Here is a 26,521-nt window from a genome sequence, read left to right as displayed (position 1 = left end):
ATGCCGCGCGGTGATCCTTGTGCACCCGGGTGCTCTGCTCACGTATCGTCGCCAAGGTGACCAACGCGCATGTGGCGAGCAGGCACCGCATCCCCTCCGATGATCTTGCGGAACTGATCAAGGAGTTCGACCTCGGGGACGTCGTCGACTGGCGTCATCTGGCTGATGGCCTCATGAACGTGAACTGGCAGCTGGACACGCCGCGAGGGACCTTCGCTGTGAAGCGGGTCACGGATGTGCCGCTCGACAGGTTGCGCCGCAATCTTGCCGTGTTGCCGCCCCTGGCTGAGGCCGGCATTCCGGTGATCGTCCCTGTGGTGGGCTCGTCGGGTGGGGCCGTGGTCGAGGTCGGTGGGAGCGGGTACTGTCTGTTCCCCTGGGCACGAGGAGCGCACGTTCGTGGCGTTGACCTCCCCATCGCTCAGGTGCGGCGGCTCGGCGCAGTCCTCGCCAAGCTCCACCTGGCGCTCCGCCACACCGCCGAAACCGGGGCTCTTGCTGCCGTTCCCGACAGCATCGCCGCAGACGTCGCCACACCAGAACGGGCGGCGGAGAAGGCCGACCGGCTCACTTCTGCTGCGCGGTCCCACGGTTCGGGCGACGCCTTCGACGCGGCGGCGCTCGACGCCCTCGCCAAGCGTCGGGTGCTGCTCGCCGAGTACGCGGCCCTGCGCCCGGAGGGAGACGTTCCCGCAGGGCCGTACGGCTGGACGCACGGCGATTTTCAGTACCGGAACCTCCTCTGGGCCGACGGCGAGCTGACGGCCGTCCTGGACTGGGACCGGCTGGGCGTCCGCCCGTACGCCGAGGAGGTCGTCCGTACGGCACAGGTGCAGTTCGGGGTGGAGGGCGTCTTCGACCTGGAGCGGGTGGCGGCCTTCGTGAGCGGCTACCGGTCGGTGGTCCCGTTGGAGCCGGCCGCGCTGCTCGACGGCGCACGCCGTCTGTGGTGGAAGCGGATGACGGACTTCTGGCAGCTCGAATTCCATTACGACCGGGGCGACCACTCCTGCGACGACCTGTTCGTCGCCGACGAGGCGCTCCTCCGCTGGTGGACGGAGCGGCTCGACGAGGTGGAGCGGGCGTTCGGCGGCGCTCTCTAGATCCCCAGTTCCCGGAGCTCTGGGAGGCACGGGCGGGTGAAACGTGCCGCTCTGGCCCGTGCCAGCTCCCCCAGCGCTTCGCAGTCCACGTCGCGGATCACTTGCGCCCACGCCTCGGGGCCGGCGGTGGCAGGGAGGACGATTCCGGCGTCGCCGATGGCTTCGGGGATCCCGCCCCGGTTGGTACCGATGGTCAGGACGCCGTGGAGGGCGGCCTCGACGATCAAGCGGGGGAAGGCGTCTTCCACGGTGGATGGGACCAGCAGAAGGCGGTGGCTACGGTACAGCGGCTCCATGTCGTAGACACGGGGCACGTACCTGACGTTCGGATAGGCCGCGAAGTCGGCAGACGTGTCCCACCAGCCCTCGACCAGGGTGAAGGGCTGTTCCGGCATGAGGCGGATGAGCTGGTGCAGCAGCTCGGCGCCCTTGGCGGGGATGGGGTTGACCATCAGTACGGCTGGTGTGCGCTCCGTGTCCGTAGCCGGTCGTGGGCGGGCGAACGGCGGGTACACCACGTCGATGCGGGTGCCGGGCGTGCGGGGTGCCCGGTCGCGGACGAACTTCGACACGGCAAGTCCGTAGTGGGGACGGCCGGTGAGCACGCCCAGGCCGGTGGCAGAGACGGAGTGGAGCAGGCCGGCGACGAGGGTGGTCGGCTTCGCCAGTTCGGCCAGCCTCGCTGATCCTTCCTGGGCGGTGAACACGACGTCGGGGCGGATCTTTCCCAGGAGGCTGGCCAGTGCGTGCCCCACGTTGTTCTGCGTCAGCGCCGCGCACTCGACCCCGTTCCACCGGTAGCGCAGGGTGTCGTCCGCTTCGTCGTACAGGACGCGATGCCTGTCGAGATGGGCGCGCATGTCGGTGAGCTGGGTGGCTCCGTCCCACGGCGCCTCGTGTGAGCCGAGGTAGGTGACGCGCCAGCCGACGGCGGCAAGTTCTTCGGCGAGGAGCTGCTGGGTGACCTCGGCGCCGCCGATGAGGAAGGGGGGCGGGGTGCGGCGCCAGGCGAAGAGGGCGGTGGGCACCTGCGGTCACCTCGCCCAGAAGCCGACGAGGGTTTCCACGGCCCGGGCGACTTCATCCGGGTCGGCGTCGGCGGCGAGGACCGCGAGCTCTCGCGTCATGGGCCGACGGGCCGTGTGAACGAAGTAGTCGCGTGCGTGGCGGAGGAAGTCCGGCTCGTGGAGGAAGTACTCGGACTCGGCGGCGGTGTGGCCGGCGGTCTTCCGGCGGAGGTGGAGCGTCTCGGCCGGTACGTCGAGGTAGAGGGTGTGATCGGGGCGCAGGAACGGCAGCGACTGGAGCCGGTGGCGGAGCTGGTGGTGCACGCCGTACCCGAACAGGGCGTCCAGGGCGTACGCGTGGGCAAGGAGGGTGTCCACGGAGCAGTCGAGGACGACGAGCTGCCTGCTGCTCGCGGCGGCCTCGGCCACTCTGGTCGCCTCGATCTCCATGAACCTCTCGAAGGCGGCGAGCTGGGCGGCCGCGGAGTCGGTGCGGGCCGGAGGGATGTCGTCGCGGTGGGCGATGTGCTTGACGTAGCAGTCCGAGACGTACGCCCGTGAGCCGAGGGCGGTGCGACGGAGGTGGCGTATCGCCGTGGACTTGCCGGCGTAGGAGGGCCCCTCCAGGGCGATGATCAACACGCCGGCGACTCCGTCCGGTAGAAGCGTTCGGCGTACGGGCCGGGCCCGTCGGCGAGGTCGGCCGCCGTGGTGAAGGCGTGCCGGATCGGCCGGTACATCTTCCGGGCCGGGTGCATCTGCGAGCCGTGCATCCTCAGGACGGTGACCTTGTCCAGGACGACGTCGGTGATGTCGACCAGCTCGGGCCGCATGTCCGCCCCCGTACGCGTACGGAACAGGTGCTGGTCGCAGCCGGCGAGCGCGTACGTCGCCCAGAGGGCGAGGTCCTCCCAGAACCAGGTGCAGCCGAGACGGACGGCGGCCTCGTGGACGAGGAGGTGGTCGGGGTGGCGGGTGACGGCGGCGGGGGCGAGGAGCTCAGCATCGGGGTGGAGCGCGGCGATCCGGCGCAGCTCCTCGGTGGTCCGGTCGAGCCGTTCGGGGTCGTAGGGCCTGTACGGCGGCTCGGCGTCCTTGTGCCCCAGAAGGAGTCGGCGGGCGGCGAACGGTGCGAGCGCGGCGGCGCCCTCGCGGTCGCGCAGCTCGGAGACCGTGTCGACGTCGGCGTACGTGGCTTCCAGGGTGGGGTGCACGCTCCGGGAGCGGGTGAAGACGGTGACCACGGTCAGCGGTCGGGGGCGGGCGAGGAAGGCACCCGAGGCGGAGAGGGCGAAGTCGTCGTGGTGGGGTTCGATGACGAGGACCGGGCGGCCGGCGGGGGTGCGGGCCTCGACGTAGTAGGGGACGCGGGTGTGGGGCGCCGTCACCTCCAGGACATGGTGGTCCATGGCCCGGTGGCGGGCGGCGAGCTGCTGGGTGTGCGTCCGGTGGGCGCGGTGGAGGTCGTCGGGGAAGGTGTAGATGCCGCTGCCGTCCGGAACCGGCAGGTCGGCTGCGGGCAGGGTCTTGGGCTGGGGCCGCACAGGGGTCTCCTTCGTCATCGCACGGTGGTCTCGTACCAGTGGCGCCACATGCGGGGCGACCGGAGCCGCAGGCGGGCGGTGACGGGGTTCTGCCACCAGAGCATCCGCAGGCTCGACCACTGGTCGTAGCGGCGGGTCGACGGGCGTACGCGCAGGTCGTCAAGGATCGCCACGGGCCGTCCGGTGGCCTGGCCGTGGGCGGTGAGCCGGGCGAAGAACTCCACGTCCTCGCTCATGAACAGGTCGTCCCGGTACCCGCCGACGTGGTGGAAGGCGTCGGCGGTGCAGAACTGGTTGACGCCCTGGGCTCCACCACGCCGGGTGCGGTAGTGGTCCCAGTAGGCGCACAGCAGCCGGGCGCCGAGCCGCTCGGGCGTGTAGAGCGGCGGAATGGCGCCGCCGACGGACCCGGCGTCCATGGCGGCAGCCGCGGCGGTGACCGCTTCCAGGGGGAGGGCCACGTCGGCGTCGGTGAAGAAGAGACGGCCGCTGCGGGCGGCGCTCGCGCCGGTGTTGCGTACCTGGCCGATGTTGCGGACGGACTCGGTGACGACGCGGGCGCCGAAGAAGGCGGCCATGTCGGCGGTGGCGTCGGTGCTGGCGTTGTCGACGACGATCACCTCCCCGGTGCGGCCGGTGACCTCCTCCCAGCGGGCGAGGGAGGCGAGGACGGAGGGCAGGTAGCGGGGCAGGTAGGCGACCTCGTTGAAGGCTGGGATCACCACCGACAAGGCAGGGGTGGTCATCGATATGTCCTTTCGGGACGGGGTACGCGAAAGAGGTGCGGGGTCCGTCGGCTCAGCTCGTCCAGGCGGCCGACCCACCGGGCCCGGTCGTCGCCGGGTTCGGAGTGGGCCCAGCAGCGCATCGTGTGGAAGACGGCCCAGGCCGCCAGCTGGTGGTGGTCCAAGGCGAGCGGATAGGCGTCAGTGACCGTGCGGGCCCGGGCGGAGGCGATGGCGCCGGTCATGACCAGGGTCTGGGCCACGTCGGACTCGCGGGGGCCGGCTACGGCGTCGGTGAAGTCGACGAGGTGGCGGACGGCTCGGGGCCCGGCGAGCACGACGTTGTCGCCGTGCAGGTCGCCGTGGCACCACACCAGGGCGGCTGTGGGGGCGTCGGTGATGGCGGCCAGGGCGGGCGCGATGCGGTCCAGAGCGCTGGGCGGGCAGCGACGGCCGATCGAGGTGACCTGCTCATGGAGCGGCCGGCGCGGGGCCCACGGCTGGACCGGGGCTCGGTGAAGGCGGCCGAGCAGGCCGCCGAGGTCCCTCAGGGCTCGCTCGTCGCCCACCCGGCCGGACCGCACGGCGCTTCCCAGGGTGAGCGGTCCGAGGTCCGCAGTGATGAGAGCGGTCACCTCGTGGCCGGGCACGTGTCCGTGCACGAGGACGGCGGGCACGGGGACGTGCTGCGCGACGGCCCGGTTCGCCGCCGCCTCGGTCGCGGCGTTGCGGCGGGCGGTAACCGCGTACAACTTGATCACCACGCTCCGGCCGTCGGCCAGGAAGGCCCGGTACACGACGGTCTTCGACCGTGCCGACAGACGGTGTGCGGCGCGGACCGGAACTCCCATGAGAGCGAGAGCAGCCCGCGCGATGGCTGCGGGTACGTTCGTCGTGCTCACCACGCACCCGCCGGTTCCGCCCCGAAGGCACCCAGGCGGCGGACGTGCCGAAGGGTGACCGCCAGGTGCCGCCGGTACTCGGCCACGTCCTCGGTGCGGGGACAGTCGGGCTGCCAGGGCTTTTCGGGGCCGACGAAGTGCACGAGGGCCGCGGCCGGGTCCGGCCTGGGCGACCGGGTGACGACCCGCCGTACCCAGTTGCCCCGCTCCAGGAACCGGCCGGCCTCGAACCTGTTGAGCCCGGCGGCGGCCGGCCGCACGCGGCCGGAGTGCAGGAGCCACAGGTTCAGGGCGTCCTGGTCGTTGTGGAGGATGTGGCGGCGGCCGTGGATGAGCGCGTGCTCGACGCCCCTGCGGACGACGGGCATGTGGCCGGTGCGGGTCTACAGGACTCCGGCGTTGAAGTAGGGACGGCCGTGCAGGTGGGGCCAGCGTTCGGCGACCCCGGGCAGCGCCGGGCACTCCCCTACGGTCGGGTTGAACTCGTCGCGTACAGCACCGACCTCGTCCTCCACGAGGGAGTCGAGCGGATTGGTGATGTCTCCGCGTACGAGCACGTCCGCGTCCACGTAGATCAGGTAGGGCCGGCGGACGAAGTCCGGCGTGAACTCGAACCGCAGGTAGGTGGTGACGGTGATGTACGAGGCGTCCGCCATGCGCGACGCGCGCAGCGGGGCGCAGCGGCGGAGGTCGAAGGAGCCGAAGCCGGTCCGCTTGGCGAAGTCGGAGAGGAGCAGGGCCTGCGCCGGGGTGAGGTCGAGGGTGAGCACCCGTACCGCTGCGTTGCGGCGGGCGAAGGGGGTGAGGCCGTCGGCCAGGCCCGCGATCGCGGCGAGGCCGGGTACGAGGTACTGCTGGTCGATGCAGAGACCGAACGCGTACACGGGGCGTCGCCTTTCAGGCGTGGTGCACGGAAGGGAGTGAGGGACGGGACGGTGAGCGCGGAAACTCACCGGTTGTCCTCGCCGCCGGAGGGAGCGAGGACCTTGAGGCTGTCGGGGTCGTCGGTCTCCCAGTAGGGCCCGCCCCCGGTCGGCGGCCGCAGCACCCACACGGTGCCGCCGGCACGGACGTCGGTGACGATCGCCCGCCGTCCGTTTCCGTCCCTGACGAGGTCGCCGACCCATGCGCGCCGGGCGGTCACGAGGTGCCCTCCTCGGGTGCTTCGGTCTGGGTGAACCAGCCCGACGCCGCGTCCGCGAGGCCGCGGCGGCGTCGGGCCTGAGCCGGCGTACGGCGGGCCGGGGTGCCGCTCGACGCGTCCGCGAGGAACCCTCCCCGATCGCGGAGAAGCACGCTGAGGGCCGCGAACTGGGCCGCGTCGGAGGCGACATGGGCCGCCGCGCTGACGACGACGCCCCGGATCATCCCGGCGGACAGGGCGGCCGTGACCGCCTGCCATCCCGGCCGCTCAGCGAGCGGCAGCGCCGGGTCGGAGTCGGACCAGACCCCGGCGACGTGCCAGTGCCGGGCGTCGGCGTAGTAGCGGCCACGCTCCTCGCTCTCGCTGAGAGCGGTGGAGGACGGGGCGCAGGAGTAGACGGCAACGGGCACGTGCCCGAGACCGCCGGGCGGGTTGTTCGGCATGCCTCCAGGCTGCTGGCCTGCGATGCTCGGGCCCAGGCATGGCCCGTCGCAGCGGAGGAACCTCGTACCGGGCTCGGCTGCCACGTCCCGTGGCAGCGGATGCGGACTCCGCCGTGGGGCTGGCACGGCCCGTAGCAATCACGCTGGTGGAACCCGCGGAGCTACTACGGACCGTGGTACTGCGACCCGTCCGTCAGCGCACCCCGAGCGGGACGCCTGCGGAGTTGGCGAGCCCGCGCAGCCGGTTGACGGACACGCCGGCGAGCCTGCTGATGATGACGCCGGGAAGCATCTGGTGGCGCACCCAGCCGGGAGCCATCTCACACACCGTTTGGAGGGTGTCGGCGGCGGTCTCCCACCGTCGGCATTCCACCTGGGTGAGAGCGACGTCCAGGCCGAAGCGGGCTCGGGTGGCCAGCGGCACGCTGGCGTCCAGGCGGACGGTGTCCATGAGGCGTAGAGCGCCACCTGTGTCGCCGAGGGCCACCGCGATGCTCATCGCCTGCGTGGCGGCGTACATCGGCCCGTACGGCTGGGCGTGCGAGCCACGGGCGTGTTCGTCTCCGATGCGGGCAGCGACGGCGTGTGCCTGGGAGAGGTACTCGCGGACGTGGTCCGCGCTGGCCCCGCCCCGGGAGGCGGCGACGGCGGCGTTCGTGACGAGCTGGCCATAGACGCTGAGCCGGTCCGGGTCGTGCTCGCTCATCTTGGGCTCGATCCGGTCGGCCTGGGCCGCTGCGAGGAGGAAGCCCTGCTTGGTACGGCCATCGCGGAGGTTGACCCATGCGGTCGTGGCAGCGAGATGGGCGTCGCGCAGTTCGTCCCCGCCCTGGACGGCGATCTGCCGTCCGTACGTCAACGCCGCGTACGCCAGGTCTCGCGAGCCGAGCACGTTGGCGGCCATGCCCGCGGTCTGGAAGGTGTCGATCAGGACGCCGGCAGCGGCCTCCCGTTCATCGAGACCGGCGGCGTCGAACCTGGCGCGGGCTTCTGGAAGGAGCCGCCCGAGGAGGGTGCCGAGCTCGGTGTACCGCCCCTCCCAGTAGGCGGCGTCCGCCCGACGCACGACCGCTCGAAGTTCCTCGACGCTGCCCGGCTCGACATCGGCGGGGATACCGATGGCAGCGTCGTGGGTCGCTGCGGAGACCAGGCGCAGCGCGGCCCTCTCGTCGCGGTCCATGGAGCGGCGCGGCGCCTGCTGCCCGAGGAGCACGGCGATGTCCGTACCGAGCGCGTCGGCGATCGACAGCAGCGACGGCAGGGAAGCCGACCCGCCACGTTCGAGCTTGCGGACGACGCCGACGGACACACCGGCCGCCTCCGCTAACTGCTCCTGCGTCATGGCACCGCGCAGCGCCTTCAAGCGCTCAGAGGTGGTGTACTCCGACCACTGCATGCTCCAGAACCTCCGCGTGATGGGCCCCACACGGACAGTACTCACAGAAATGGGGCGGCGGACAGCCTTCGGCCAGGCGGCAGTTGACGCTCAGACCGTGAGCACAGCTGTGACGCCGAGAAGAGCCTCCAGCTCCGCCACGGCCCTGTCCTCGTCGGTGACGTGAACGGTCGTGATGCCCAGCTCGGCAGCCGGCGGCAGGTTCACCTCGTGATCGTCCACGAACACGCACCGCTCGGCAGGCAACCCGATCCTCTCCAGCGCGAGCCGGTAGATAGCCGGGTCCGGCTTCGCCAGCCCCTCCAGCTCGGACACGACGTGCACGTCGAAGAGGTCCCAGATACCCACGTGCTCGTACGGGTTGAACGGATCGAGCCCGAAGCTGTTCGACAACAGCGCGAGCCGGTGGCCGGCGGCCCGCGCGGCACGGCCGAGCGCGATCATCCGACGCGCCGGAGGAACATTGGCCCAAGCCCGTCCCATCAGGTTCACGGGGTCCACGTGCTCTCCCAGCAGCGCCGCTGTGCCCTCGTTCCACTCGGCCTGCCCGATCTCCCCGATCTCCAGCGCCGCGTACAGCCGCCGGCCTTCGGGATGATCGTTGAGGGTGGCACGCCACGCCCCCGGCTCCAGTCCCTCGGACACGCACCAGGCCCGGTGGACCTCGATCGGGCTAGCGGTGAGCACCCCAGCGAAGTCCAGGATCAATCCCATCTGCTTATCCCCACCAACGCTGTTCCCGCGCACCATCTGGTGTTCGCCCCTTCCGAGATCGGTCTCGCACGGGGACGCTACCGCGCAACCACCGGCCCGAAGCACACGAGGAGAAGTCCGCCAAGAGGCGCAACCCGATTCTCGGTGTGCGGGCGGCGGTCAGGTCGTGCGTGGAGGCAGGCGGCGCGGGTGGAGCCTATAGCAGGCGGCCAAACGAGTCGGCGACGACCTGGATGTCCATGTCGTGACGCTATGCGCCTGACCGAGCAGTGCGCGGTGTCAGCAGCGATCCGGCCGATCGGCAGCAAAGTGGCGTCCAGGATCGCGAACGCACTGCTACGCACCCAGTGCCCACGCATGCCCCTGGTAGAGCAGGTCGTCGGCCTGACAACTCCGATACGGTCGCCGAAGCAATCGACTCGCAGGAGGGTGCTCCATGCTCAGCATGTTAGGGGCCTTGGTGCTCTGGCTGATTCAGATCGTGGGCACGTGGGTGCTCGTGGGCCTCACCGTCGTGGCCCTGTTCCTCCGGACATCCTTTTCTCTGTTCACGCTCGCGCGCACGATCGTCACCGCCGCCGTCGTGCTGACCCTGGCGTATCGCTACGGGCTCGCCACTGACGGGTTCTTCGGGTGGGTAGACGCCGTCATCGTCAAGTACGGGCTGATGGCGATCGTCACGAGCATCGTCCTCGTTGTCCTGGCAGGCGTGTACGTCCTTGCCGTCCCGCCTGACAGACGCCGCCCCCGACTGGTTCGCCTCTTCCTCATCAACGGCCACGAGTTCACGACTCCTGGCCCGCTCTCCGTCCTAGCGCTGGCGGGCGCGACAACCGGTGTGGTGGCCTGGTCGATGAACTCGATCGGGGAATACGGCAACGCATTCGTAAGCCTCGTCACCGGGATCCTTGTCCTGCTTCCCGCAGCGGTCTTCCTCCTCTTCGCTCCTCTCAGCGTCGCGGGCACGATCTTCAACGCAGCAAACGCCCACCCCACCCTTCCCGCCCTCGCAGCACCGTTCGTGACAGTGGGTGCAATCGTCATGGACCGGTTCTCCGGCAAGATCATCGCCACGCCCGACAACCTCAAGGACCCGTTCGCGCTCGCGGGTCTCCTTATCACCGTGACCCTCAGTGCCGTCGAGCTCGTCCGGCTCAGAGCACGCGGTCAGGGCCTTACGCAGGACGCGGGAGCAGGCGGGGAGCCAAGCCCGGTCCCCATCGGCGAGACGGGGTCGGCAGCACCGACCCCACGGTAGTCTCTCGCCGTGGACATGCCCGAAGGAGGGGGACCGCGTCGGTGAGCATCAGCAGCGACGAAGCGAACGTCAGGACCACCACCAGCGGCACTCCGTTGAGCGCCGACCGGATCAAACACCTGGAATTCATCCAGGCCATCGTCACCAGGTTGGGTAACAACTCGTTTCTGCTCAAGGGTTGGGTGATGACTCTCACCGCCGCCACCCTGGCACTCTCGGCAGGCCGGCTCAGTTGGCAGATCGCACTGAGCGGAATTGTCCCCCTGTTGGGCTTCTGGTTCCTCGACTCGTACTTCCTGCGCCAAGAACGGCTATTCCGGGCCCTGTACGAAGCCGCCCGGACCCCCGACAGCACCGTGGAGATGCTGTCGATGAACGTCGGACCGTACCTGTCGAGGGTGACGCTGGCAAAGGCCGCCTTCTCCCAGACACTGGTGCTGTTCTACGGCGCCTTGCTGATCGCCCATTTTGTGGTCGTCCTTGTGGCCCGCTGAATCAGGTCCTCGGAGGCCCGGGCGGGCGCAGCAAGGCGGCCATCTCATCGGCCAGTCCGTCGAGCACGGCCGCGTCCCGCACACCTTCTCCGTCTCCCGGCCAGAGAGGCCCCATGGCGTCACCCCGCCACCGTGGAACGAGATGGACATGGGCATGGAACACGGTCTGAGTGGCGGCGGATCCGGCGGAATGGATGACGTTCATGCCCTCGGGGGCGAGATGGTCGCGCAAGGCGGCTCCGACGCAGAGTGCGGTCGCGAGCAGTCGTTCTGCCTCCGTCGACGCCATGGCCCAGAGATCCGGCGCATGAGTCCGGGGTACCACAAGTGTGTGGCCGAGGGTCGCCGGGACCATCGGGAAGAACGCCACGGCATGGTTGTCCTCAAAGATCATTCGTGCCGGTCCACGGCCGACCGCGATGGAACAGAACGGGCACGGTTGCATGGACGTTCTCCTTCGAGGTCCGGAGTTCTTCGGAGCAATCCCCCATTACCACCCTGGCAGTAGGAACGAACGAGAAGGGGCGACACCGCCGTGGGAGGCGTCTTCATCAACTACCGCAGAAGCCCACGCGCCACACCTGCGGTGCACCGCCTGCGTGAACGGCTCGGCCGCCACTTCGGCGACGCTCAGGTCTTCCTCGACACGTCGTCGATGCTGCCGGGCAACCGCTACCCGGACGACCTCAGACGCCGCGTGCACGAATGCGAGGTTCTGCTCGTCACCATCCCAGAGGACTGGCTGGAAGCACGAGACCCGTCCGGCCAGCGATGCCTCGACCGCGCGGGCGACTGGGTGCGGCACGAGATCGAGCTGGCGCTCGCCGCCGGGAAGACCGTGATCCCCCTGCTCCTCGACGCCGCGGAGCCGCCGTCACCCGAGCTACTTCCCGCGTCGATCCGCGATCTATCCCTGCGACAGGCACATCGCATCACTGCGGACGGCTGGGACGAAGCCGTAGAGGAGTTGGTCGCCACGCTGGAGACCCTGGTAGCACCGGAGTGGGTGCCGATCCCCTCCGAAGAACGACCGCCACGACGGCCCGGCCGACTGCTCGGCTGGGCCACCGGCCTCCTCTCCGCCGCGCTCTGCGTCCTCGTACCGTGGGCCGCGACGGCCGGAGGGCCGGCCCCGGAACCGGGCGACGATCCAGCCGCCCTGCTGTTGGCCCTCGCGTCCCTCGGGCTGATGGGCCTCGTCCTGGGCGCCGTGCTGCTGTCCTGCGGCCCCGTGCGCCGCCCCGTCCAGGCGTGGGAGCGTGACCTGCAGGACGCCACACAGGAGAACTACCTCCGGGCGACCTATCCGGTGCCGGTCTTCCTCCTGTTGTTCGCGGCGGTCGTCGTCATCCAAGCGTGGGGGCGGAGTCCCGGCTTCGCCGTCGTACTGATGCTGGGCACGTGCATCGCTGTCGGCCCGATGGCAGCCCGCTTCGTGCGCTCCCTCAAACAGGACCGCGAACGGTGGGTGCGGTGGCCGGAGGCGATGCCCGCGGCGGCTCCGGTGGCGGTGGTACGGCGGGAGATCGCCCGGCTCGACGTGCGTACGCAAGGGTGGAATGCGCCGATCCGGCGAGAGCAGCGGGACCAGGCACGGTTCGCGCTCGGAGAACTGGCGGAAGCGGTGGCGGCTCAGGGACGGGCAGCGGAACGCGGACGGTTGCTGTGGCTGCGCGAGGCGCAGCCCTGGGTCTTCAGCGGGTACGTCCTCTGGCTGGCGCTCACCGTCGCCCTCACGCTCGCCTGGACCCTCCCCCTCGGAGGCGGACTCGAAGGCTGGGACTGGGCGCGGCTGCACGCAGCCCCCGTGGCCGCCGGGGCCATGGGCTTCGGGCTGTCCTGGACAACCATGGAGTGCGCGTACCGCTACCAGCGGCGACAGCGCCGGATGTTCCACACGGAGGCGGCGCGCCGACTCGCGGCGGTGGAGGCACGGGTCGACACACTGAGCTCCCCGTCCCGTACGCGGCTGGTGACGGGGACGAAACGCTAGTGCTGTTCCCGGGAACGCGCAGCCGACTCCCGGTGGCGATGGCACCCTTCGGAGGCGGGCGACAGCAGCTGGTCGCCCGTCCTACAGCTCGTCAGGAACAAGATCCGCAGGCCCTTGGACACCCTGTCGGCCAGGGCATCAAACATGAGACCCGCAGCTCAACCCACTCTGAAACAACCAGTTAGGTCGCCGGCATCTTGTCGTCCTCAACGGCCACCAACTCTGCGATCTTCATGGCAACTACTGCCATGGAATCCTCAGCCGTGTCCAACCCGTTTCGGGATGCAAGTAGAGGGCTGATGTTCCGGAGTTCACCGTAGGTCGTCTCATGCATGACAGGGAGCAGTACGTTACGCGCAAGAAGCTCCGATAGTTCCTTGTCGGAGACGCCACCACGCTGCAGTCGCATCAGTAGCGCAGGGGTTACAAGGACGAGACCGGTACGCGACCTCGCCAACCCTTTGTCGATTTCTCGCATAAAGGGTAGGCCGAGCGCGATGTCCTTCTCACTGAACCAGACTGACACACCCTCCGCTTCCAGCAGGTTGCACAGATCCGTGGCAGCACCGCGCCGATCATCCCACGCGTGGCAGAGGAAAACATCGCGAAGGTCGGGCTGTTGATGCGCGCGCAACACGGCGGCATCGCGTACAGGGGCCAGATCCTTTACCTCGCCAGGCGTGTAAATCACGGAGGAGGTGCTTGGTGACCAAGGCGCCCGCTTTTTCCTGCTACCGGAGCTGCCGCTACTGATCGCACCACCCCCGCCACTGCTCCGCGGAGCGTAGGCCGGCGGCGAGTAGTAGGACCGCGGCGACGAGTACCCGTAGCCGCCACTGCTACACGCAGGGCACGCCGCACGTCCGCTAGCGGTTTGATGACCCCGAACTGGGGCTGTACACCGACTCATAAGAACATGTTACTCGCGCGACTACCGATTCAACCGTGTCCGGTCTGATCTAAAAATTTGCCGAGTACACAGCCATCCGCCAAGTTACATTCGAATCTGACGCGTCTATTGGAGACCTCACGGCGGCCCTCCGCTGGCACTGCGGGACCGGCACAACAAGATGCCGAGCAACGCCCAGATGCCCCGCACAATCCCCGAGCATCCCAGCACAGCGGGCAGCCGAGGCCGGGACGCCATCGCCTCTAGAGCCCCCTTGCCGTCGTCCCGAAAACAGTCGAAATTTTCGTCGCCCTTGGGCCACACGGAGCGTCCGTGCAGGTCAGAGCCATCCCACTCCCCCCACCCATCAAGCGCCTTCTAAGCACTCGGCAGCGAAGCTGCGCGGCACGCCAAAGGCGTTTAAGGCCCCAGTTGGAACCTCACCAAACCTCAATGCCAGCCCAGCGGGGTGCACTCGCTGGGCTGGCAGGCCCAAGGTCCTGCGTTCGGCTGACCTCGACCGGACGCAACCATGGAGGGCCGAGGGGAGATCAGCTCGTGCAGCTGCCGGCCGTGCCCCAGCGAAGGAACTCCGTACCTCCAGCACCGTCAAGGACCGCCACGGCGTACTGCGCGTAGTCCCATCCCTGCCCCGCGCGAGATTCCGCGAGAACAGTCTGGCAGGCCACGCCGGCGGCGGCCTCTGTCCATCCCTCTCGCGTGCTCTGGTCCCACTCGGGCTTCGTGGCCCACACGTACATCACGCCTTCGTGCGGAGCGAAGCCGATGCTGGTGTTCCCGTCGCTGATATAGCGGGGGTCTTCGAACAGACGGGAGTTGGCGTTCCAGTCGACAAACAGCTGGTGGACCGCCTCGGTTGCCACCCTGATTTCGCGCTTGTCGATGCTGGGGATCTGGGCCGCGGCCAGTCCTTCTTCGGTGGGGTGCCAGCTCGGCTCCTGCCCGGGGTCGGCGGCGGTGCGGTCGATGGTCTGCGTGATGCAGCCGGTGTTGGCGCGGAAGTCGTCCTCCCACACGATCGTCGGCGCAGTGGACGTGGTGTTGTCGACCAGGACGTACTCGTCGTACGGAAGGGCCTTGTAGATGTCCGCCATCATGCGCAAGGTGAGGCAGGCGTTCTTGGCCACTCCTTGCACGACGCGTGGCTCCACCGTCGGGCCGCTGATGGCTATGTAGAGCTCTCTCCGGGCCGGGGCGTAGCCCACGTCGTACTGACCGCTGTAGTTGTAGTCCTCGCCCATGCCGTAGCTGAGGTCGTGCCCGAGTGCGGCCTCGGTCTCGATCTCCGCTTCTCCTTTGGCACGACGAGCTGCACGCCACGTGGCGATCGTCGCCTCGTCCGCGTTCGCAGGAGTAGGGGATGACGCGGCGTCCACCACAGCCTGGGAGCTTGCTGCGGGTGAAGCGGAAGCCGGCATGGTGGCGGTCTTGCTGGGGGCTGCACTGGCGGGAGGACGGGAACTCGTCGAAGCCGTCTCCATCTTGTCGGGCTGCAGGGCCAGCGCTCCACCCGCCAGGCCACCTATGACAGTGCCCACCACCGCCGCGATGCCGACGAGTCGTCTGCTGGAACGGGCAGGACGTCTCCAGTTCGGGTCGTCCAGAGTGTGGACGGCCCAATGGGCAGCGACGAGATCGCCCACCAGTGTCGGCTCCGCACCCGTCGGCGCAACCTGTGTGGCCTGTGCTGCGAGGAGGACGGCACATGTCTCGGCAGCGTCCCACGCGGTGGCTCGGTCCCCCGGCTCCTTGGCGAGAGCGCTGCGCACGATGGCGTGGAGTTCGCCAGGAAGGCCACGCAGATCAGGATCCTCGGACATGACCCGGTAGGCGACCGCGTCGGGGGCTCCCCCGCCGAAGGGCGCGCGACCCGGTGGCAGCGAAGGCTACGAGGGCACCCCAGACGAACATGTCGCCCTCGGGACCCGTTGTACCGGTGCGGTAGTGCTCGGGGCTGATCCATCCTGGGGTTCCGATCAGAATGCCGGTGCGCGTCACGGATGTGCCGTCGGCGGCATGAGCGATGCCGAAGTCCAGGACTCGGGGACCGACCGGGGTCAGGATGACGTTCTGCGGCTTGACGTCCCTGTGGACGACACCCGCGGCGTGAATGGCCGCGAGGGCCTGGGCTGTGCCCGTAGCGAAGGCATAGAGGGTTCCACCGGCCAGCGGCCCGTGCGCGGCGATGTACCGATCGAGGGTGAGCCCTGGGGCATAGGCAGTGGCCAGCCACGGTGACGGTGCTTCGGTGTCAGCCGCGATCAGGGGTATGAGGCAGGGGCCCTGGACACGGGCGGAGAGCTGGACTTCTCGGCGGAAGCGCGCCCGGAACTCCGCGTCGTCCGCCTGGGCAGGGTGGACGACCTTGACCGCGACCCGCAGACCGACGGCGTCGAGGCCGGCGAACACCGTGCCCATGCCCCCTGAGCCGAGGCGCCCGATGATCCGGTAGGGGCCGACGCGCTTGGGGTCACCGGGGTGGGCAGCCAGCACCCGCCCACCAGAACGAGCACTGCTCACCGGGCTTCCGATCTCCTTCAGACGTGCAGCAGGCCAAAGGCCGGACGCATGCCGGTACCTGAGAGCTGGATATTAGCCGCGCGTCGAGGCGATAGGCACTACCTTCTCAGGCAATGGTCGGCAACGCTTCCTCATCGAGCGCACAAGAGCGAAACGGAGCCGACGAGCCTCGCTCGCCGTGCTCCGTCGCTTTCGCCGCAGCGCGTCTGTTCATCGGTGCGCGCCGCGGCCCGGCCCTCCCCGACAATCGGCTGACGCCCCATCGGAACGAGCGTCAAATGAGCGTCATCTCAGCGTCAAGATATCGCCCGTAACGCCCACACCGCCCATAAAGCACCCCCGCAAAACCGCAGGTCAGGCGTCCATCTTGACCGGCTCCAGAATCGCCACGCACTCCACATGATGCGTCATAGGAAACAGATCGAACGCCCGCAGCGTCCGCACCCGGTACCCGCCCTCCCGGAAGTACCCCAGGTCCCGGGCCAGGGCCGCCGGGTCGCAGGCGACGTAGGCGATGCGGCGGGCGCCGAGGGCGGCGAGGTGCTGGACGGTCTGCTTGCCGGCGCCGGCTCGGGGCGGGTCGAGGACGATGAGGTCGACCTCGGTGATGCCCGTGCGCGGGAGGACCGACTCGACCTTGCCCTGCTCGATGCGGACGCGCGGGAAGCCGGCCAGGTTGTGGCGGGCGTCCTCCACGGCGCGCTTGCCCGACTCGATGCCGAGGACGGCGCCCTGGTCGCCGACGCGGTCGGCGAGGGCGCCCGCGAAGAGGCCGACGCCGCAGTAGAGGTCGAGGGCGGTCTCGCCCTTGCGGGGGGTCAGGCCCTGCATGACGGCGAGCATGAGGGTCTGGGCGGCCTTCGGGTGGACCTGCCAGAAGCCGCCGTTGCCGACGCGGTAGGTGCGGTCGTCGGCACGCTCGCGGACGAAGGCGCGGCCGTGGACGCGGTGGACGCCGCCGTCCTTCTCGTCGACGCGGAGGACGGAGACCGGCTTGTCGAGCTCGACGAGCGGGAGGCGGGCGCCGGGGCGGGGGGTGAGGATGACCTGGCGGTCGTGGGAGCCGGAGGCGGCGATGGCCTCGACCGAGGCCATGCCCTCCCAGTCGCGCTTCTCGATGCCGAGCTCCGAGACGCCCTCGGCGGCGATCATGCAGTGGTCGATGACCTCGACCTCGTGCGAGCGGTGCTTGCGCAGGCCCGCGTGGCCCTCGGCGTCGACCGCGTACTGGACGCGGGTGCGCCACTTCGGGATCTCGCCGGCCGGCAGCTTGTCGCCCTCGGCGGGCAGGACGGTGCCGTCCCAGCCGGCCTCCTCGGGCGTGAGGCCGGCGAGCCGCTGCAGCTGCTCGGCGATGACCTCGCCCTTGAGGCGGCGCTGGGCGCCCGGCTTGGCGTGCTGCCAGTCGCAGCCGCCGCACTTGCCGGGGCCGGCGAAGGGGCAGGGGGCCTCGATGCGGTCCTTGGACGGGTCGAGGATCTCGACCGCGTCGGCGCGCAGGAAGCGGGAGGTCTCCTCGCCCTCGGTGACCCGGGCGCGGACGCGCTCGCCCGGCAGGGCGTGGCGGACGAAGAGGACGCGGCCGGCCTCCGTACGGGCGATGCAGTGGCCGCCGTGGGCCACCGGTCCGACCTCGACCTCGTACTCTTCCCCGACCAGCGAAGCAACGGGCACGTTCTGCATGACGGGGGGACTCCAAGAGGAAGAGAGCGGTGGGCTGCCGTTCGGGACGGCAGCCCACCAGTCTAGTTGCTCTTTTCGGCCGGGACCTTCGCGCCGCCCTTCTCGACCGGTCCGCGTCGGACCGATCCGGGGGCGTTCCACTCCTGCCGCTTCCGCGCCCGCTTCTTGGCGGCCTCGGAGGACTGGAGCTGGTACGGGACCGAGGTCACCATCACGCCCGGCGTGAACAGCAGCCGGCCCTTGAGGCGCAGGGCGCTCTGGTTGTGCAGCAGGTGCTCGTACCAGTGGCCGACGACGTACTCGGGGATGTAGACCGAGACGGCGTCGCGCGGGCTCTCCTTGCGGAGGTTCTTCACGTACTCGATGACCGGCCGGGTGATCTCGCGGTAGGGCGAGTCGAGGATCTTCAGCGGCACGTTGATGCCGCGCCGCTCCCACTCCTCCTTGAGCGCCTTCGTCTCGGCCGCGTCGACGTTGACGGTGAGCGCCTCCAGCTCGTTGGCGTGCAGCAGCTTGGCGTAGGCGAGGGCGCGCAGCGTGGGCTTGTGCAGCTTGGAGACGAGGACGACGGAACGGACCCGGGAGGGGCGCACGTACTCGTCGGGGCGCTCCTCGGCGGCGGCGATCTCGGCGGCCACGGAGTCGTAGTGCCGGCGGATCGCGGTCATCGTCACGTAGAAGATCACCATGCCGAGCAGCGCGACCCAGGCGCCGTGGGTGAACTTGGTGGCCAGGACGACGACGAGGACGAGGCCGGTGAAGAAGGCGCCGAAGGCGTTGATCGCGCGGGAGCGGATCATGCGGCGGCGCTTGGCGGGGTCCCGCTCGCTGCGCAGGTGCCGGTTCCAGTGCCGGACCATGCCGATCTGGCTGAGGGTGAAGGAGACGAAGACGCCGACGATGTAGAGCTGGATCAGCCGGGTCGAGTCGGCCCCGTAGATGACCACGAGCAGGGCGGCCGCGCCGGCCAGCAGGACGATGCCGTTGGAGAAGGCGAGGCGGTCGCCGCGGGTGTGCAGCTGGCGGGGGAGGTAGCGGTCCTGGGCGAGGATCGAGCCGAGGAGCGGGAAGCCGTTGTACGCGGTGTTGGCGGCCAGGAAGAGGACGAGCGCGGTCGCGGCGGCGAGCAGGATGAAGAAGAACGTTCCGTCGCCGAAGACGGCGGCGGCGACCTGCGAGATGACCGGGTCCTGGACGTAGCCCTCGCCGACCGGCTGGCCGTTCTTGAGCAGGTCGTGGGCGGGGTTCTCGGCCATCCGGACGTCGGTGGCCATGGCCAGGAAGATGATGCCGCAGAACATGGTGACGGCGAGGCCGCCCATGAGCGCGAGGGTGGAGGCCGCGTTCTTCGACTTGGGCTTGCGGAAGGCGGGCACGCCGTTGGAGATGGCCTCGACGCCGGTGAGCGCCGCACATCCTGAGGAGAAGGCCCGCAGCAGCAGGAAGACCAGCGCGAATCCGGCCAGACCCTGGTGCTCGGGTTTGATCTCGAAGCCGGCGGTGGGGGCGGTCATGGTCTCGTCGAGGACGAGACCGCGCCAGGCACCCCAGATGATCATGGCGAAGACGCCGAAGACGAAGACGTACGTCGGGATGGCGAAGAGGCCGCCGGACTCCTTGACGCCGCGCAGGTTCATCAGGGTCAGCAGCACGATCACCGCGACGGCGGAGATGACCTTGTGCTCGACGACGAACGGCACGGCGGAGCCGAGGTTCTCGATGCCGGAGGAGATCGAGACGGCGACGGTCAGGACGTAGTCGACGAGCAGCGCGCTCGCGACGGTGAGTCCCGCCTTCGGTCCGAGGTTGGTGGTCGCGACCTCGTAGTCGCCGCCGCCGCTCGGGTACGCGTGCACGTTCTGCCGGTACGAGGCGACGACCGTGAACATCAGGACCACGACGGCCAGCGCGATCCACGGGCTGAAGTGGTACGCCGACAGGCCCGCGACGGAGAGGACCAGGAGGACCTCGCCCGGGGCGTACGCCACCGAGGACAGCGGGTCGGAGGCGAAGACGGGGAGGGCGATGCGCTTCGGGAGCAGGGTCTCGCCCAGCTTGTCGCTGCGCAGGGCCCGCCCGATCAGGATCCGTTTGGGCACGTCGGTCAGTTTGGACACGCAGAGGATCGTAAGCGTTCGAAATGAGCCTCGCCGACCAGCACCCCCGATCGGCACGGAATCTCCCTGGATACCACCTCCACGGTGACCTGGGCGAGTCCCGGCTCCCGGTGCTGACGCGGCCCTGACGGGGTCTTGACGCGTTCCTGGCGTCTTGACGCGTTCCTAACGAGGGCTGCGTGAGGTCCCGGCCATCGTTGCCGCATAAGCTCGGACCGGACGGTACGCGTGTGCCTGTCCGCCACGGCCCGGGTCGACCGGGCCGGGTACGGGCGCCCGAAGGGGCGCCCTACGTGGTCGACATACGTGGCCGAATGGGCCAGGAAAGTTGTGAGAAGCGTGTTTTCGCAGGTCAGCAGGGCGATCAGGAGTGCGGGGTAAGGGGACGTGCACATCGTCATCATGGGCTGCGGGCGCGTCGGAGCCGCCCTCGCGCAGACCCTGGAGCAGCAGGGCCACACCGTCGCGGTCGTGGACCAGGACCCGACGGCTTTCCGCCGTCTGGGCTCCGGCTTCGGCGGCCGCCGCGTCACGGGCGTGGGCTTCGACCAGGACACGCTCCGCGAGGCGGGGATCGAGGAGGCCGGTGCCTTCGCCGCGGTGAGCAGCGGCGACAACTCGAACATCATCGCCGCGCGGGTCGCGCGCGAGATGTTCGGCATCGAGAACGTCGCCGCCCGGATCTACGACCCGCGGCGCGCCGAGGTCTACCAGCGCCTGGGCATCCCGACCGTCGCCACGGTCCGCTGGACCGCCGACCAGATGCTGCGGCGGCTGCTGCCGTCCGGCGCCGAGCCGCTCTGGCGTGACCCGAGCGGTGGAGTGCAGCTCGCGGAGGTGCACACCTCCCCCGCGTGGATCGGGCACAAGGTCAGCCTCCTCCAGGAGGAGACCGGCGTACGCGTGGCATTTCTCACCCGGCTGGGCGAAGCGATTCTTCCGACCTCGCAGACGGTGCTGCAGGAGGGCGACCTCGTGCACGTGATGATGCGGACGGACGAGATCGACAAGGTCGAGGCGGCCTTCGCCGAGGGTCCCGAGGAGGGCGGTCACTGATGCGTGTCGCTATTGCCGGAGCCGGCGCCGTGGGCCGTTCCATCGCGGGCGAGCTCCTGGAGAACGGGCACGAGGTCCTCCTCGTCGACAAGGCCCCGACCGCCATCTCGGTGGAGCGGGTGCCGCAGGCCGAGTGGCTGCTGGCCGACGCCTGCGAGATCACCTCGCTCGACGAGGCGGCCCTTCAGCGCTGCAACGTCGTCATCGCGGCGACCGGCGACGACAAGGTGAACCTGGTCGTCTCGCTGCTCGCCAAGACCGAGTACGGCGTGCCGCGCGTGGTCGCCCGGGTCAACAACCCGAAGAACGAGTGGCTGTTCACCGAGGCGTGGGGCGTGGACGTCGCCGTCTCGACGCCGCGCCTGATGTCGGCCCTGGTCGAGGAGGCGGTGAGCGTCGGCGACCTGGTCCGGCTGCTGCGCTTCAGCCACGGCGACGCCAACCTGGTCGAGCTGACGCTGCCGCCGGAGTCGGCCATCGCGGGCACCGCGGTGGGCGATGTCGCCTGGCCGCCGGACACCTCGCTGGTCACCATCATCCGCGGCTCGCGGGTCCTCACGCCGAGCGCGGAGGAGACCCTGGAGGCGGGCGACGAGCTCCTGTTCGTGGCCACCCAGGCGCGCGAGGAGCAGCTGGAGGACCTGCTGTCGGTGCGGCGGGATCCCTCGGAGTCCTGAGCCGCCGGACGCGGTGGACTTACGGGGACGCCGGGACGCGGTGGACGTACGGGAAGGGGCCCGGGACCTGTGACAGGTCCCGGGCCCCTTCCCGTACGTCGGTGTCGGTCCGAACGGAAGATCCGCGCTCCGCGTCCCGGTCCTACGCCTCAGGGTGCCCCTGGGCAGCGGCCTTGCGGGCCTTCTCGGCCTTCTCGGCCTTCTCCTCGGCCTCCATCTCGGCGAAGACGTCGATCGGCGGCGGCGCCTTCGCGAGGAACACCCAGGTCAGGTAGACCGCGAGCAGGAACGGCGGGATCTTCAGGGCGACCAGGATCCAGCCGAGCTGCGTGGTGTCGGCCCACCAGTACAGCGGGAAGAGAATCGCGCACTTGGCGAGCAGGATCAGCCCCCAGGCCCAGCTGGCCTTGGTGTACGCCTTCTTGCGGCCCGGGTTGCGGGTGCGCCAGGAGAGGTTCTCCTTGAAGACCGGGCCGAGGATGAGGCCGATCAGCGGCACGCCGGCGACGGCCGTGACGATGTACGCGAGGGCGAGGCCGAGCGTGTAGAGCATGCCCGGCAGGTAGAAGTCCTTGGCGTTGCCCGTCATCATCGCGAAGACCACGCCGAAGGCGACGCCGAAGACGCCGCTGAAGGCGTGCTTCACGGTGTCGCGGCGGACCAGCCGGACCGCGACGAGGACGAGCGAGACCGCGACCGCGGCGATGGCCGAGGAACGCAGGTCCTTGTTGATCGTGTAGATCGTGACGAAGAGCAGGCCGGGCAGGACCGTCTCCACCATGCCGCGCACGCCGCCGAACGCCTCGAAGAGGGCGGCCTCGGTCACCGCCTTGTCGGTCCGGGCGTCCTGGTCGGGCGTGGGCTTCTCGGTGGTCGGCTTGTCGACTGACGTCACCGGCTACTCCTGTCCGAGCGGTCGGAGCTCGTATTTGGGGTTGAAGAGGACCCGCCGGCCGTGGCTCATGGAGATCCGGCCGGAGGCGATCAACTTACGACCCGGCTCGATGCCCACGATGGAACGGCGGCCCAGCCACACCACGTCCAGTGGCGCCGTGCCGTCGAACAGCTCGGCCTCCAGCGCGGGCACACCGGCCCGGGGGCGCAGGGTGACCGTCCGCAACGTACCAGTCACCTTGACTATCTGGCGGTCGGAGCAGTCGCAGATACGCGTGCACCCCGAGGCTGCGGAGTCCTCCTGGAGCTCCACCGACTCCAGCTCCTCCTGGGAGGTGGACAGGCGGTCGAGCATCCGGCGGAACCGTCCGGCCGGCTTCTCTGTACGCGGTGCAGCACTCATACAGAAAGCGTACCGGCCCCTGCCGACACCGAACTCAGTGTTCGAAGCGGTAACCCATGCCCGGTTCGGTGACGAAGTGCCGCGGGTGCGAGGGGTCCTGCTCCAGCTTGCGGCGCAGCTGGGCCATGTAGACCCGCAGATAGTTCGTCTCGGTGCCGTACGAGGGCCCCCAGACCTCCTGGAGCAGCTGCTTCTGGCTGACCAGGCGCCCGCTGTTGCGGACCAGGACCTCCAGGAGGTGCCACTCGGTGGGGGTGAGCCGGACGTCCTTGCCGTCGCGGTGCACCTTCTTGGCGGCGAGGTCGACCGTGAAGCCCTGGGTCTCGACGACCACGACGCCGTCCTCGCCCGCGCCGCCGACCGGCTCGGCCCTGCGGACGGCCGCGCGCAGCCTGGCGAGCAGCTCGTCCATGCCGAAGGGCTTGGTGACGTAGTCGTCGGCGCCCGCGTCGAGCGCCTCGACCTTCTCGTCGGAGGTCTGGCGGGCGGAGAGCACCAGGATCGGCACCCGGGTCCAGCCGCGCAGGCCCTTGATGACCTCGACGCCGTCCATGTCGGGCAGTCCGAGGTCGAGGACGACGACGTCGGGGTGACGCTCGGCGGCGAGCCGGAGGGCGGTGGCGCCGTCGGGGGCGGCGTCGACCTCGTACTTGCGCGCCTTGAGGTTGATCACCAGGGCGCGGACGATCTGAGGCTCGTCGTCGACCACCAGGACCCGGGTCATGAAGGGGTGCCTTCCTTGTCGTTGGTACGGAGGGAGTGCGGGGAGCGGGAGGGGAGGGAGAGGGAGGTACGGGGACGGGGACGGGCAGGACCCTCCGGGGAGGGCGCGGCGGGGGCTGCGGCGGGCTTACGGGGCGGGGCTGCGGGGGCTGCGGTGGGCGTACGGGGTGGAGGTGCACGTCCCTGTCCGGGCTCTCGTCCGGGGCTCGTCCGGGCTCGTCCAGGCCGCGTCCCCGGCGCGTCCCGGCCCCCTGCGGTCACGTCATGACGTGCGCCGGCAGGGTGGGGGCGGCGGTGTCCGGGGGCGGGGGTCCCGCGGTCCTCAGGGTGAGGACCATGGTCAGTCCGCCGCCGGGGGTGTCCTCGGCGGTGATGGTGCCGCCCATGGCCTCGACGAAGCCGCGGGCGACCGCGAGGCCGAGGCCGACGCCCGCGCCGCGCGGGGCGTCGCCGAAGCGCTGGAAGGGCTCGAATATGCCGTCCTTGGCCTCGTCCGGAACGCCGGGGCCGCGGTCGGTCACGCGCAGTTCGAGGCGCTCGCCGAGGACGCTGGCGCCGACGGCGACCGGGATGCCGTCGGGGCTGTACTTGACCGCGTTCTCGACGATGTTGGCCACGGCCCGCTCCAGGAGGCCGCGGTCGACGGCGACCATCGGGAGGGTCTCGGGGATGTCGAGCTCGACGCTGCCGTCGGGGACGCCGCCGAGGGCCATCGGCACGACCTCGTCGAGGTCGGTGGAGCGGATGAGCGGGGTGACCGTGCCGGTCTGGAGCCGGGACATGTCCAGGAGGTTGCCGACCAGGTGGTCGAGGCGGTCGGCGCCCTCCTCGATGCCCTCCAGGAGCAGGGCCTGGTCCTCCTCGGACCACTCGACGTCGTCGGAGCGCAGCGAGGAGACCGATGCCTTGATGCCGGCGAGCGGGGTGCGCAGGTCGTGGCTGACGGCGGCGAGCAGCGAGGTGCGGATCTTGTTGCCCTCGGCCAGCTTGCGGGCCTCCTCCGCCTGGTCGACGAGGCGCTGGCGGTCGAGGACGACGGCGGCCTGGGCGGCGAAGGCGCCGAGCACCCGCCGGTCCTCGGCGGGCAGCACCCGGCCGGTGAGGGCGAGGGCGAGGTGGTCGCCGACCGGCATGTCGACGTCCGCGTCCTCGGGCCGGGCGACCGGGCGCGCGCCGACCTTGGCGGCGCAGGTCCACGGTTCGAGGTCGCCGGTGCGCTCCAGGAGGGCGACGGACTCCATGGAGAAGGTCTCGCGGACCCGTTCCAGCAGCGCCTCCAGGCTGGTCTCGCCCCGCAGGACGCTGCCGGCGAGGTACGAGAGGACCTCGGACTCGGCGCGCAGCCGGGCGGCCTGGTGGGTGCGGCGGGCGGCCAGGTCGACCACGGAGGCGACGGACACGCCGACGCCGAAGAAGACGGCGATGGCCACGATGTTCTTGGGGTCGGCGATGGTCAGCCGGTGCAGGGGCGGGGTGAAGAACCAGTTGAGGAGCAGGGACCCCAGGGCCGCGGAGGCGAGGGCGGGGAAGAGTCCGCCGAGCAGGGCGGCGGCCACGGTCAGCGCCAGGAAGAGCAGCATGTCGTTGGCGAGGCCGAGGTCCGCGTCGACATGGGTGAGCAGGAGGGCGAGGAGCAGGGGTCCGCCGACTCCGACGAGCCAGCCCCAGACGATCCGGGCGCGGCCGAGCCGGGTGCCGCGGGCGACGGGCAGGCCGCGGCCCTGGGCGGCGCTCTCGTGGGTGACGATGTGGACGTCGAGGTCGGGGCCGGAGTCCCGGGCGACGGTCTGGCCGACGCCGGGGCCGAAGACGTACTGCCAGGAGCGGCGACGGCTGGAGCCGAGCACGATCTGGGTGGCGTTGACGCCCCGCGCGAACGACAGCAGCGCCGAGGGGATGTCGTCGCCTATGACGTGGTGGAAGGTGCCGCCCAGGTCCTCGACGAGGGTGCGCTGGACCGCGAGCTCCTTCGGCGAGGCGGAGGTCAGGCCGTCGCTGCGGGAGATGTACACGGCGAGGACCTCACCACCGGCGCCCTTCTCCGCGAGGCGGGTGGCCCGCCGGATCAGGGTGCGTCCCTCGGGTCCGCCGGTGAGGCCGACGACGATCCGCTCGCGGGCCTGCCAGGTGGACTGGATGTTGTGCTCGCCGCGGTACTGGCGCAGGTACTCGTCGACGCGGTCGGCGGTCCACAGCAGGGCCAGCTCGCGCAGCGCCGTCAGGTTGCCCGGCCGGAAGTAGTTCGACAGGGCCGCGTCGACCTTGTCCGGCTTGTAGACGTTGCCGTGCGCCATGCGTCGACGCAGCGCCTGCGGCGACATGTCGACCAGCTCTATCTGGTCGGCGCGCCGCACCACCTCGTCCGGCACGGTCTCCCGCTGCCGCACGCCGGTGATCGACTCGACCACGTCGCCGAGCGACTCCAGGTGCTGGATGTTGACGGTGGACACCACGTCGATGCCCGCCGCCAGGAGCTCCTCCACGTCCTGCCACCGCTTGGGGTTGCGGGAGCCGGGCACGTTGGTGTGGGCGAGCTCGTCCACCAGGGCGACGGCCGGCCTGCGCGTGAGGACGGCGTCTATGTCCATCTCCGGGAAGGTGGCTCCCCGGTACTCGATCTCCTGGCGCGGCACCTGCTCCAGGCCGTGGAGCATCACCTCGGTGCGCGGCCGGTCGTGGTGCTCCACGAAGGCGACGACGCAGTCCGTGCCGCGGTCCACGCGGCGGTGCCCCTCGGAGAGCATCGCGTACGTCTTCCCGACGCCCGGTGCCGCGCCCAGGTAGATCCGTAGCTTGCCGCGTCCCATGGCTCGAC

General features: G+C 70.1%; 27 protein-coding genes. 6 read left to right on the top strand and 21 right to left on the bottom strand.

Annotation, left to right across the window (positions count from 1 at the left end):
• The first annotated feature begins 56 nt into the window (after window positions 1-56).
• Window positions 57-1,103 carry a phosphotransferase gene (locus AB0Q96_RS19370; protein ID WP_365326951.1) on the top strand — a complete coding sequence of 349 codons (1,047 nt, stop codon included), beginning with the start codon at window positions 57-59 and terminating at the stop codon, window positions 1,101-1,103.
• On the opposite strand, the gene AB0Q96_RS19365 is transcribed toward AB0Q96_RS19370, so the two are convergent.
• The 11 genes from AB0Q96_RS19365 to AB0Q96_RS19315 all read right to left on the bottom strand — a co-directional run bounded on the left by AB0Q96_RS19365 (window position 1,100) and on the right by AB0Q96_RS19315 (window position 8,978).
• Window positions 1,100-2,131 (bottom strand): glycosyltransferase, encoded by a 1,032-nt coding sequence (locus AB0Q96_RS19365; protein WP_365326949.1) that lies wholly within the window; start codon window positions 2,129-2,131, stop codon window positions 1,100-1,102. The two genes, AB0Q96_RS19370 and AB0Q96_RS19365, sit on opposite strands and share 4 nt — an antisense overlap.
• Window positions 2,132-2,137: 6 nt before the next feature.
• A complete protein-coding gene (locus AB0Q96_RS19360; protein WP_365326947.1) occupies window positions 2,138-2,752 on the bottom strand; it encodes a hypothetical protein in 615 nt (204 codons plus the stop codon).
• Complete coding sequence (locus AB0Q96_RS19355) at window positions 2,746-3,672, bottom strand: PIG-L family deacetylase (RefSeq protein WP_365326945.1); 927 nt, start codon at window positions 3,670-3,672, stop codon at window positions 2,746-2,748. The genes AB0Q96_RS19360 and AB0Q96_RS19355 overlap by 7 nt, the downstream gene beginning before the upstream one ends.
• Complete coding sequence (locus tag AB0Q96_RS19350; protein WP_365326943.1) at window positions 3,669-4,400, bottom strand: glycosyltransferase; 732 nt, start codon at window positions 4,398-4,400, stop codon at window positions 3,669-3,671. The genes AB0Q96_RS19355 and AB0Q96_RS19350 overlap by 4 nt, the downstream gene beginning before the upstream one ends.
• A complete protein-coding gene (locus AB0Q96_RS19345; protein WP_365326941.1) occupies window positions 4,397-5,230 on the bottom strand; it encodes an aminoglycoside phosphotransferase family protein in 834 nt (277 codons plus the stop codon). The genes AB0Q96_RS19350 and AB0Q96_RS19345 overlap by 4 nt, the downstream gene beginning before the upstream one ends.
• 47 nt (window positions 5,231-5,277) lie before the next feature.
• Window positions 5,278-5,649 carry a hypothetical protein gene (locus AB0Q96_RS19340; protein WP_365326939.1) on the bottom strand — a complete coding sequence of 124 codons (372 nt, stop codon included), beginning with the start codon at window positions 5,647-5,649 and terminating at the stop codon, window positions 5,278-5,280.
• Between the two features lie 15 nt (window positions 5,650-5,664).
• Window positions 5,665-6,165: a glycosyltransferase gene (locus AB0Q96_RS19335; protein ID WP_365326937.1), complete on the bottom strand. Its 501-nt coding sequence runs from the start codon at window positions 6,163-6,165 to the stop codon at window positions 5,665-5,667.
• A gap of 65 nt (window positions 6,166-6,230) precedes the next feature.
• Window positions 6,231-6,425: a hypothetical protein gene (locus AB0Q96_RS19330; protein ID WP_365326935.1), complete on the bottom strand. Its 195-nt coding sequence runs from the start codon at window positions 6,423-6,425 to the stop codon at window positions 6,231-6,233.
• The gene (locus tag AB0Q96_RS19325) at window positions 6,422-6,868 is read right to left on the bottom strand and encodes a hypothetical protein (RefSeq protein ID WP_365326933.1); all 447 of its coding nucleotides are present in this window, start codon (window positions 6,866-6,868) and stop codon (window positions 6,422-6,424) included. Before AB0Q96_RS19325 ends, AB0Q96_RS19330 begins: the two co-directional genes overlap by 4 nt.
• 193 nt (window positions 6,869-7,061) lie before the next feature.
• Window positions 7,062-8,264, bottom strand: coding sequence for a helix-turn-helix domain-containing protein (locus AB0Q96_RS19320; RefSeq protein ID WP_365326931.1), 1,203 nt, complete (start codon window positions 8,262-8,264; stop codon window positions 7,062-7,064).
• 90 nt (window positions 8,265-8,354) lie between these two features.
• The gene (locus tag AB0Q96_RS19315; RefSeq protein ID WP_365326929.1) at window positions 8,355-8,978 is read right to left on the bottom strand and encodes an HAD-IA family hydrolase; all 624 of its coding nucleotides are present in this window, start codon (window positions 8,976-8,978) and stop codon (window positions 8,355-8,357) included.
• 436 nt (window positions 8,979-9,414) lie between these two features.
• Here AB0Q96_RS19315 and AB0Q96_RS19310 point away from each other — a divergent pair, with 436 nt between their 5' ends.
• Both AB0Q96_RS19310 and AB0Q96_RS19305 read left to right on the top strand, forming a co-directional pair.
• Entirely contained in the window at window positions 9,415-10,236 is an 822-nt protein-coding gene (locus AB0Q96_RS19310) for a hypothetical protein (RefSeq protein WP_365326927.1), read from the top strand.
• Between the two features lie 41 nt (window positions 10,237-10,277).
• A complete protein-coding gene (locus AB0Q96_RS19305) occupies window positions 10,278-10,730 on the top strand; it encodes a hypothetical protein (RefSeq protein ID WP_365326926.1) in 453 nt (150 codons plus the stop codon).
• A 1-nt stretch (window position 10,731) separates the two neighbouring features.
• Here AB0Q96_RS19305 and AB0Q96_RS19300 read toward each other — a convergent pair whose 3' ends face one another.
• Entirely contained in the window at window positions 10,732-11,124 is a 393-nt protein-coding gene (locus AB0Q96_RS19300; protein WP_365326924.1) for an HIT family protein, read from the bottom strand.
• 141 nt (window positions 11,125-11,265) lie between these two features.
• On the opposite strand from AB0Q96_RS19300, the gene AB0Q96_RS19295 reads away from it, so the two are divergent.
• Entirely contained in the window at window positions 11,266-12,723 is a 1,458-nt protein-coding gene (locus tag AB0Q96_RS19295) for a toll/interleukin-1 receptor domain-containing protein (RefSeq protein WP_365326922.1), read from the top strand.
• A 181-nt stretch (window positions 12,724-12,904) separates the two neighbouring features.
• Here the strand turns inward: AB0Q96_RS19295 and AB0Q96_RS19290 are convergent, their stop codons facing one another.
• The 5 genes from AB0Q96_RS19290 to AB0Q96_RS19270 all read right to left on the bottom strand — a co-directional run bounded on the left by AB0Q96_RS19290 (window position 12,905) and on the right by AB0Q96_RS19270 (window position 19,953).
• Entirely contained in the window at window positions 12,905-13,414 is a 510-nt protein-coding gene (locus AB0Q96_RS19290; protein ID WP_365326920.1) for a toll/interleukin-1 receptor domain-containing protein, read from the bottom strand.
• A gap of 749 nt (window positions 13,415-14,163) precedes the next feature.
• A complete protein-coding gene (locus tag AB0Q96_RS19285) occupies window positions 14,164-15,453 on the bottom strand; it encodes a hypothetical protein (protein WP_365326918.1) in 1,290 nt (429 codons plus the stop codon).
• Window positions 15,437-16,153 (bottom strand): serine/threonine-protein kinase, encoded by a 717-nt coding sequence (locus AB0Q96_RS19280; protein WP_365326916.1) that lies wholly within the window; start codon window positions 16,151-16,153, stop codon window positions 15,437-15,439. The genes AB0Q96_RS19285 and AB0Q96_RS19280 overlap by 17 nt, the downstream gene beginning before the upstream one ends.
• 354 nt (window positions 16,154-16,507) lie before the next feature.
• Window positions 16,508-17,836 carry a class I SAM-dependent RNA methyltransferase gene (locus AB0Q96_RS19275; protein ID WP_365326914.1) on the bottom strand — a complete coding sequence of 443 codons (1,329 nt, stop codon included), beginning with the start codon at window positions 17,834-17,836 and terminating at the stop codon, window positions 16,508-16,510.
• Between the two features lie 62 nt (window positions 17,837-17,898).
• Complete coding sequence (locus AB0Q96_RS19270; protein ID WP_365326912.1) at window positions 17,899-19,953, bottom strand: APC family permease; 2,055 nt, start codon at window positions 19,951-19,953, stop codon at window positions 17,899-17,901.
• A gap of 387 nt (window positions 19,954-20,340) precedes the next feature.
• Between AB0Q96_RS19270 and AB0Q96_RS19265 the strand changes: the two genes are divergently transcribed.
• Together AB0Q96_RS19265 and AB0Q96_RS19260 are read left to right on the top strand one after the other, a co-directional pair.
• Window positions 20,341-21,009, top strand: coding sequence for a TrkA family potassium uptake protein (locus AB0Q96_RS19265; protein ID WP_329424999.1), 669 nt, complete (start codon window positions 20,341-20,343; stop codon window positions 21,007-21,009).
• Entirely contained in the window at window positions 21,009-21,686 is a 678-nt protein-coding gene (locus tag AB0Q96_RS19260; RefSeq protein WP_365326910.1) for a TrkA family potassium uptake protein, read from the top strand. Before AB0Q96_RS19265 ends, AB0Q96_RS19260 begins: the two co-directional genes overlap by 1 nt.
• Before the next feature lie 142 nt (window positions 21,687-21,828).
• On the opposite strand, the gene AB0Q96_RS19255 is transcribed toward AB0Q96_RS19260, so the two are convergent.
• From AB0Q96_RS19255 to AB0Q96_RS19240, 4 genes are all read right to left on the bottom strand, one after another.
• Window positions 21,829-22,581 (bottom strand): DUF3159 domain-containing protein, encoded by a 753-nt coding sequence (locus tag AB0Q96_RS19255; protein ID WP_365326908.1) that lies wholly within the window; start codon window positions 22,579-22,581, stop codon window positions 21,829-21,831.
• 3 nt (window positions 22,582-22,584) lie between these two features.
• On the bottom strand, window positions 22,585-22,983 hold the full coding sequence (locus AB0Q96_RS19250; RefSeq protein ID WP_329424993.1) for an OB-fold nucleic acid binding domain-containing protein: 399 nt from the start codon (window positions 22,981-22,983) through the stop codon (window positions 22,585-22,587).
• Window positions 22,984-23,017: 34 nt separating this feature from the next.
• Complete coding sequence (locus AB0Q96_RS19245; RefSeq protein ID WP_365326906.1) at window positions 23,018-23,707, bottom strand: response regulator; 690 nt, start codon at window positions 23,705-23,707, stop codon at window positions 23,018-23,020.
• A gap of 256 nt (window positions 23,708-23,963) precedes the next feature.
• Complete coding sequence (locus AB0Q96_RS19240) at window positions 23,964-26,513, bottom strand: sensor histidine kinase KdpD (protein ID WP_365326904.1); 2,550 nt, start codon at window positions 26,511-26,513, stop codon at window positions 23,964-23,966.
• Window positions 26,514-26,521 lie beyond the last annotated feature (8 nt).

This window comes from Streptomyces sp. NPDC093111, assembly GCF_040683955.1.
Classification (GTDB): domain Bacteria; phylum Actinomycetota; class Actinomycetes; order Streptomycetales; family Streptomycetaceae; genus Streptomyces.
Note: the sequence above shows the minus strand (reverse complement) of the source record. Positions and strands in the feature narration are given on the sequence as shown.

Coding starts and splice junctions, on each gene's coding strand:
- AB0Q96_RS19355 (WP_365326945.1), bottom strand. CDS start 3,672: ATGACGAAGGAGACCCCTGTGCGGCCCCAGCCCAAGACCCTGCCCGCA.
- AB0Q96_RS19350 (WP_365326943.1), bottom strand. CDS start 4,400: ATGACCACCCCTGCCTTGTCGGTGGTGATCCCAGCCTTCAACGAGGTC.
- AB0Q96_RS19345 (WP_365326941.1), bottom strand. CDS start 5,230: ATGGGAGTTCCGGTCCGCGCCGCACACCGTCTGTCGGCACGGTCGAAG.
- AB0Q96_RS19340 (WP_365326939.1), bottom strand. CDS start 5,649: ATGCCCGTCGTCCGCAGGGGCGTCGAGCACGCGCTCATCCACGGCCGC.
- AB0Q96_RS19325 (WP_365326933.1), bottom strand. CDS start 6,868: ATGCCGAACAACCCGCCCGGCGGTCTCGGGCACGTGCCCGTTGCCGTC.
- AB0Q96_RS19320 (WP_365326931.1), bottom strand. CDS start 8,264: ATGCAGTGGTCGGAGTACACCACCTCTGAGCGCTTGAAGGCGCTGCGC.
- AB0Q96_RS19315 (WP_365326929.1), bottom strand. CDS start 8,978: ATGGGATTGATCCTGGACTTCGCTGGGGTGCTCACCGCTAGCCCGATC.
- AB0Q96_RS19310 (WP_365326927.1), top strand. CDS start 9,415: ATGCTCAGCATGTTAGGGGCCTTGGTGCTCTGGCTGATTCAGATCGTG.
- AB0Q96_RS19300 (WP_365326924.1), bottom strand. CDS start 11,124: ATGATCTTTGAGGACAACCATGCCGTGGCGTTCTTCCCGATGGTCCCG.
- AB0Q96_RS19285 (WP_365326918.1), bottom strand. CDS start 15,453: ATGTCCGAGGATCCTGATCTGCGTGGCCTTCCTGGCGAACTCCACGCC.
- AB0Q96_RS19275 (WP_365326914.1), bottom strand. CDS start 17,836: ATGCAGAACGTGCCCGTTGCTTCGCTGGTCGGGGAAGAGTACGAGGTC.
- AB0Q96_RS19260 (WP_365326910.1), top strand. CDS start 21,009: ATGCGTGTCGCTATTGCCGGAGCCGGCGCCGTGGGCCGTTCCATCGCG.
- AB0Q96_RS19250 (WP_329424993.1), bottom strand. CDS start 22,983: ATGAGTGCTGCACCGCGTACAGAGAAGCCGGCCGGACGGTTCCGCCGG.
- AB0Q96_RS19245 (WP_365326906.1), bottom strand. CDS start 23,707: ATGACCCGGGTCCTGGTGGTCGACGACGAGCCTCAGATCGTCCGCGCC.
- AB0Q96_RS19240 (WP_365326904.1), bottom strand. CDS start 26,513: ATGGGACGCGGCAAGCTACGGATCTACCTGGGCGCGGCACCGGGCGTC.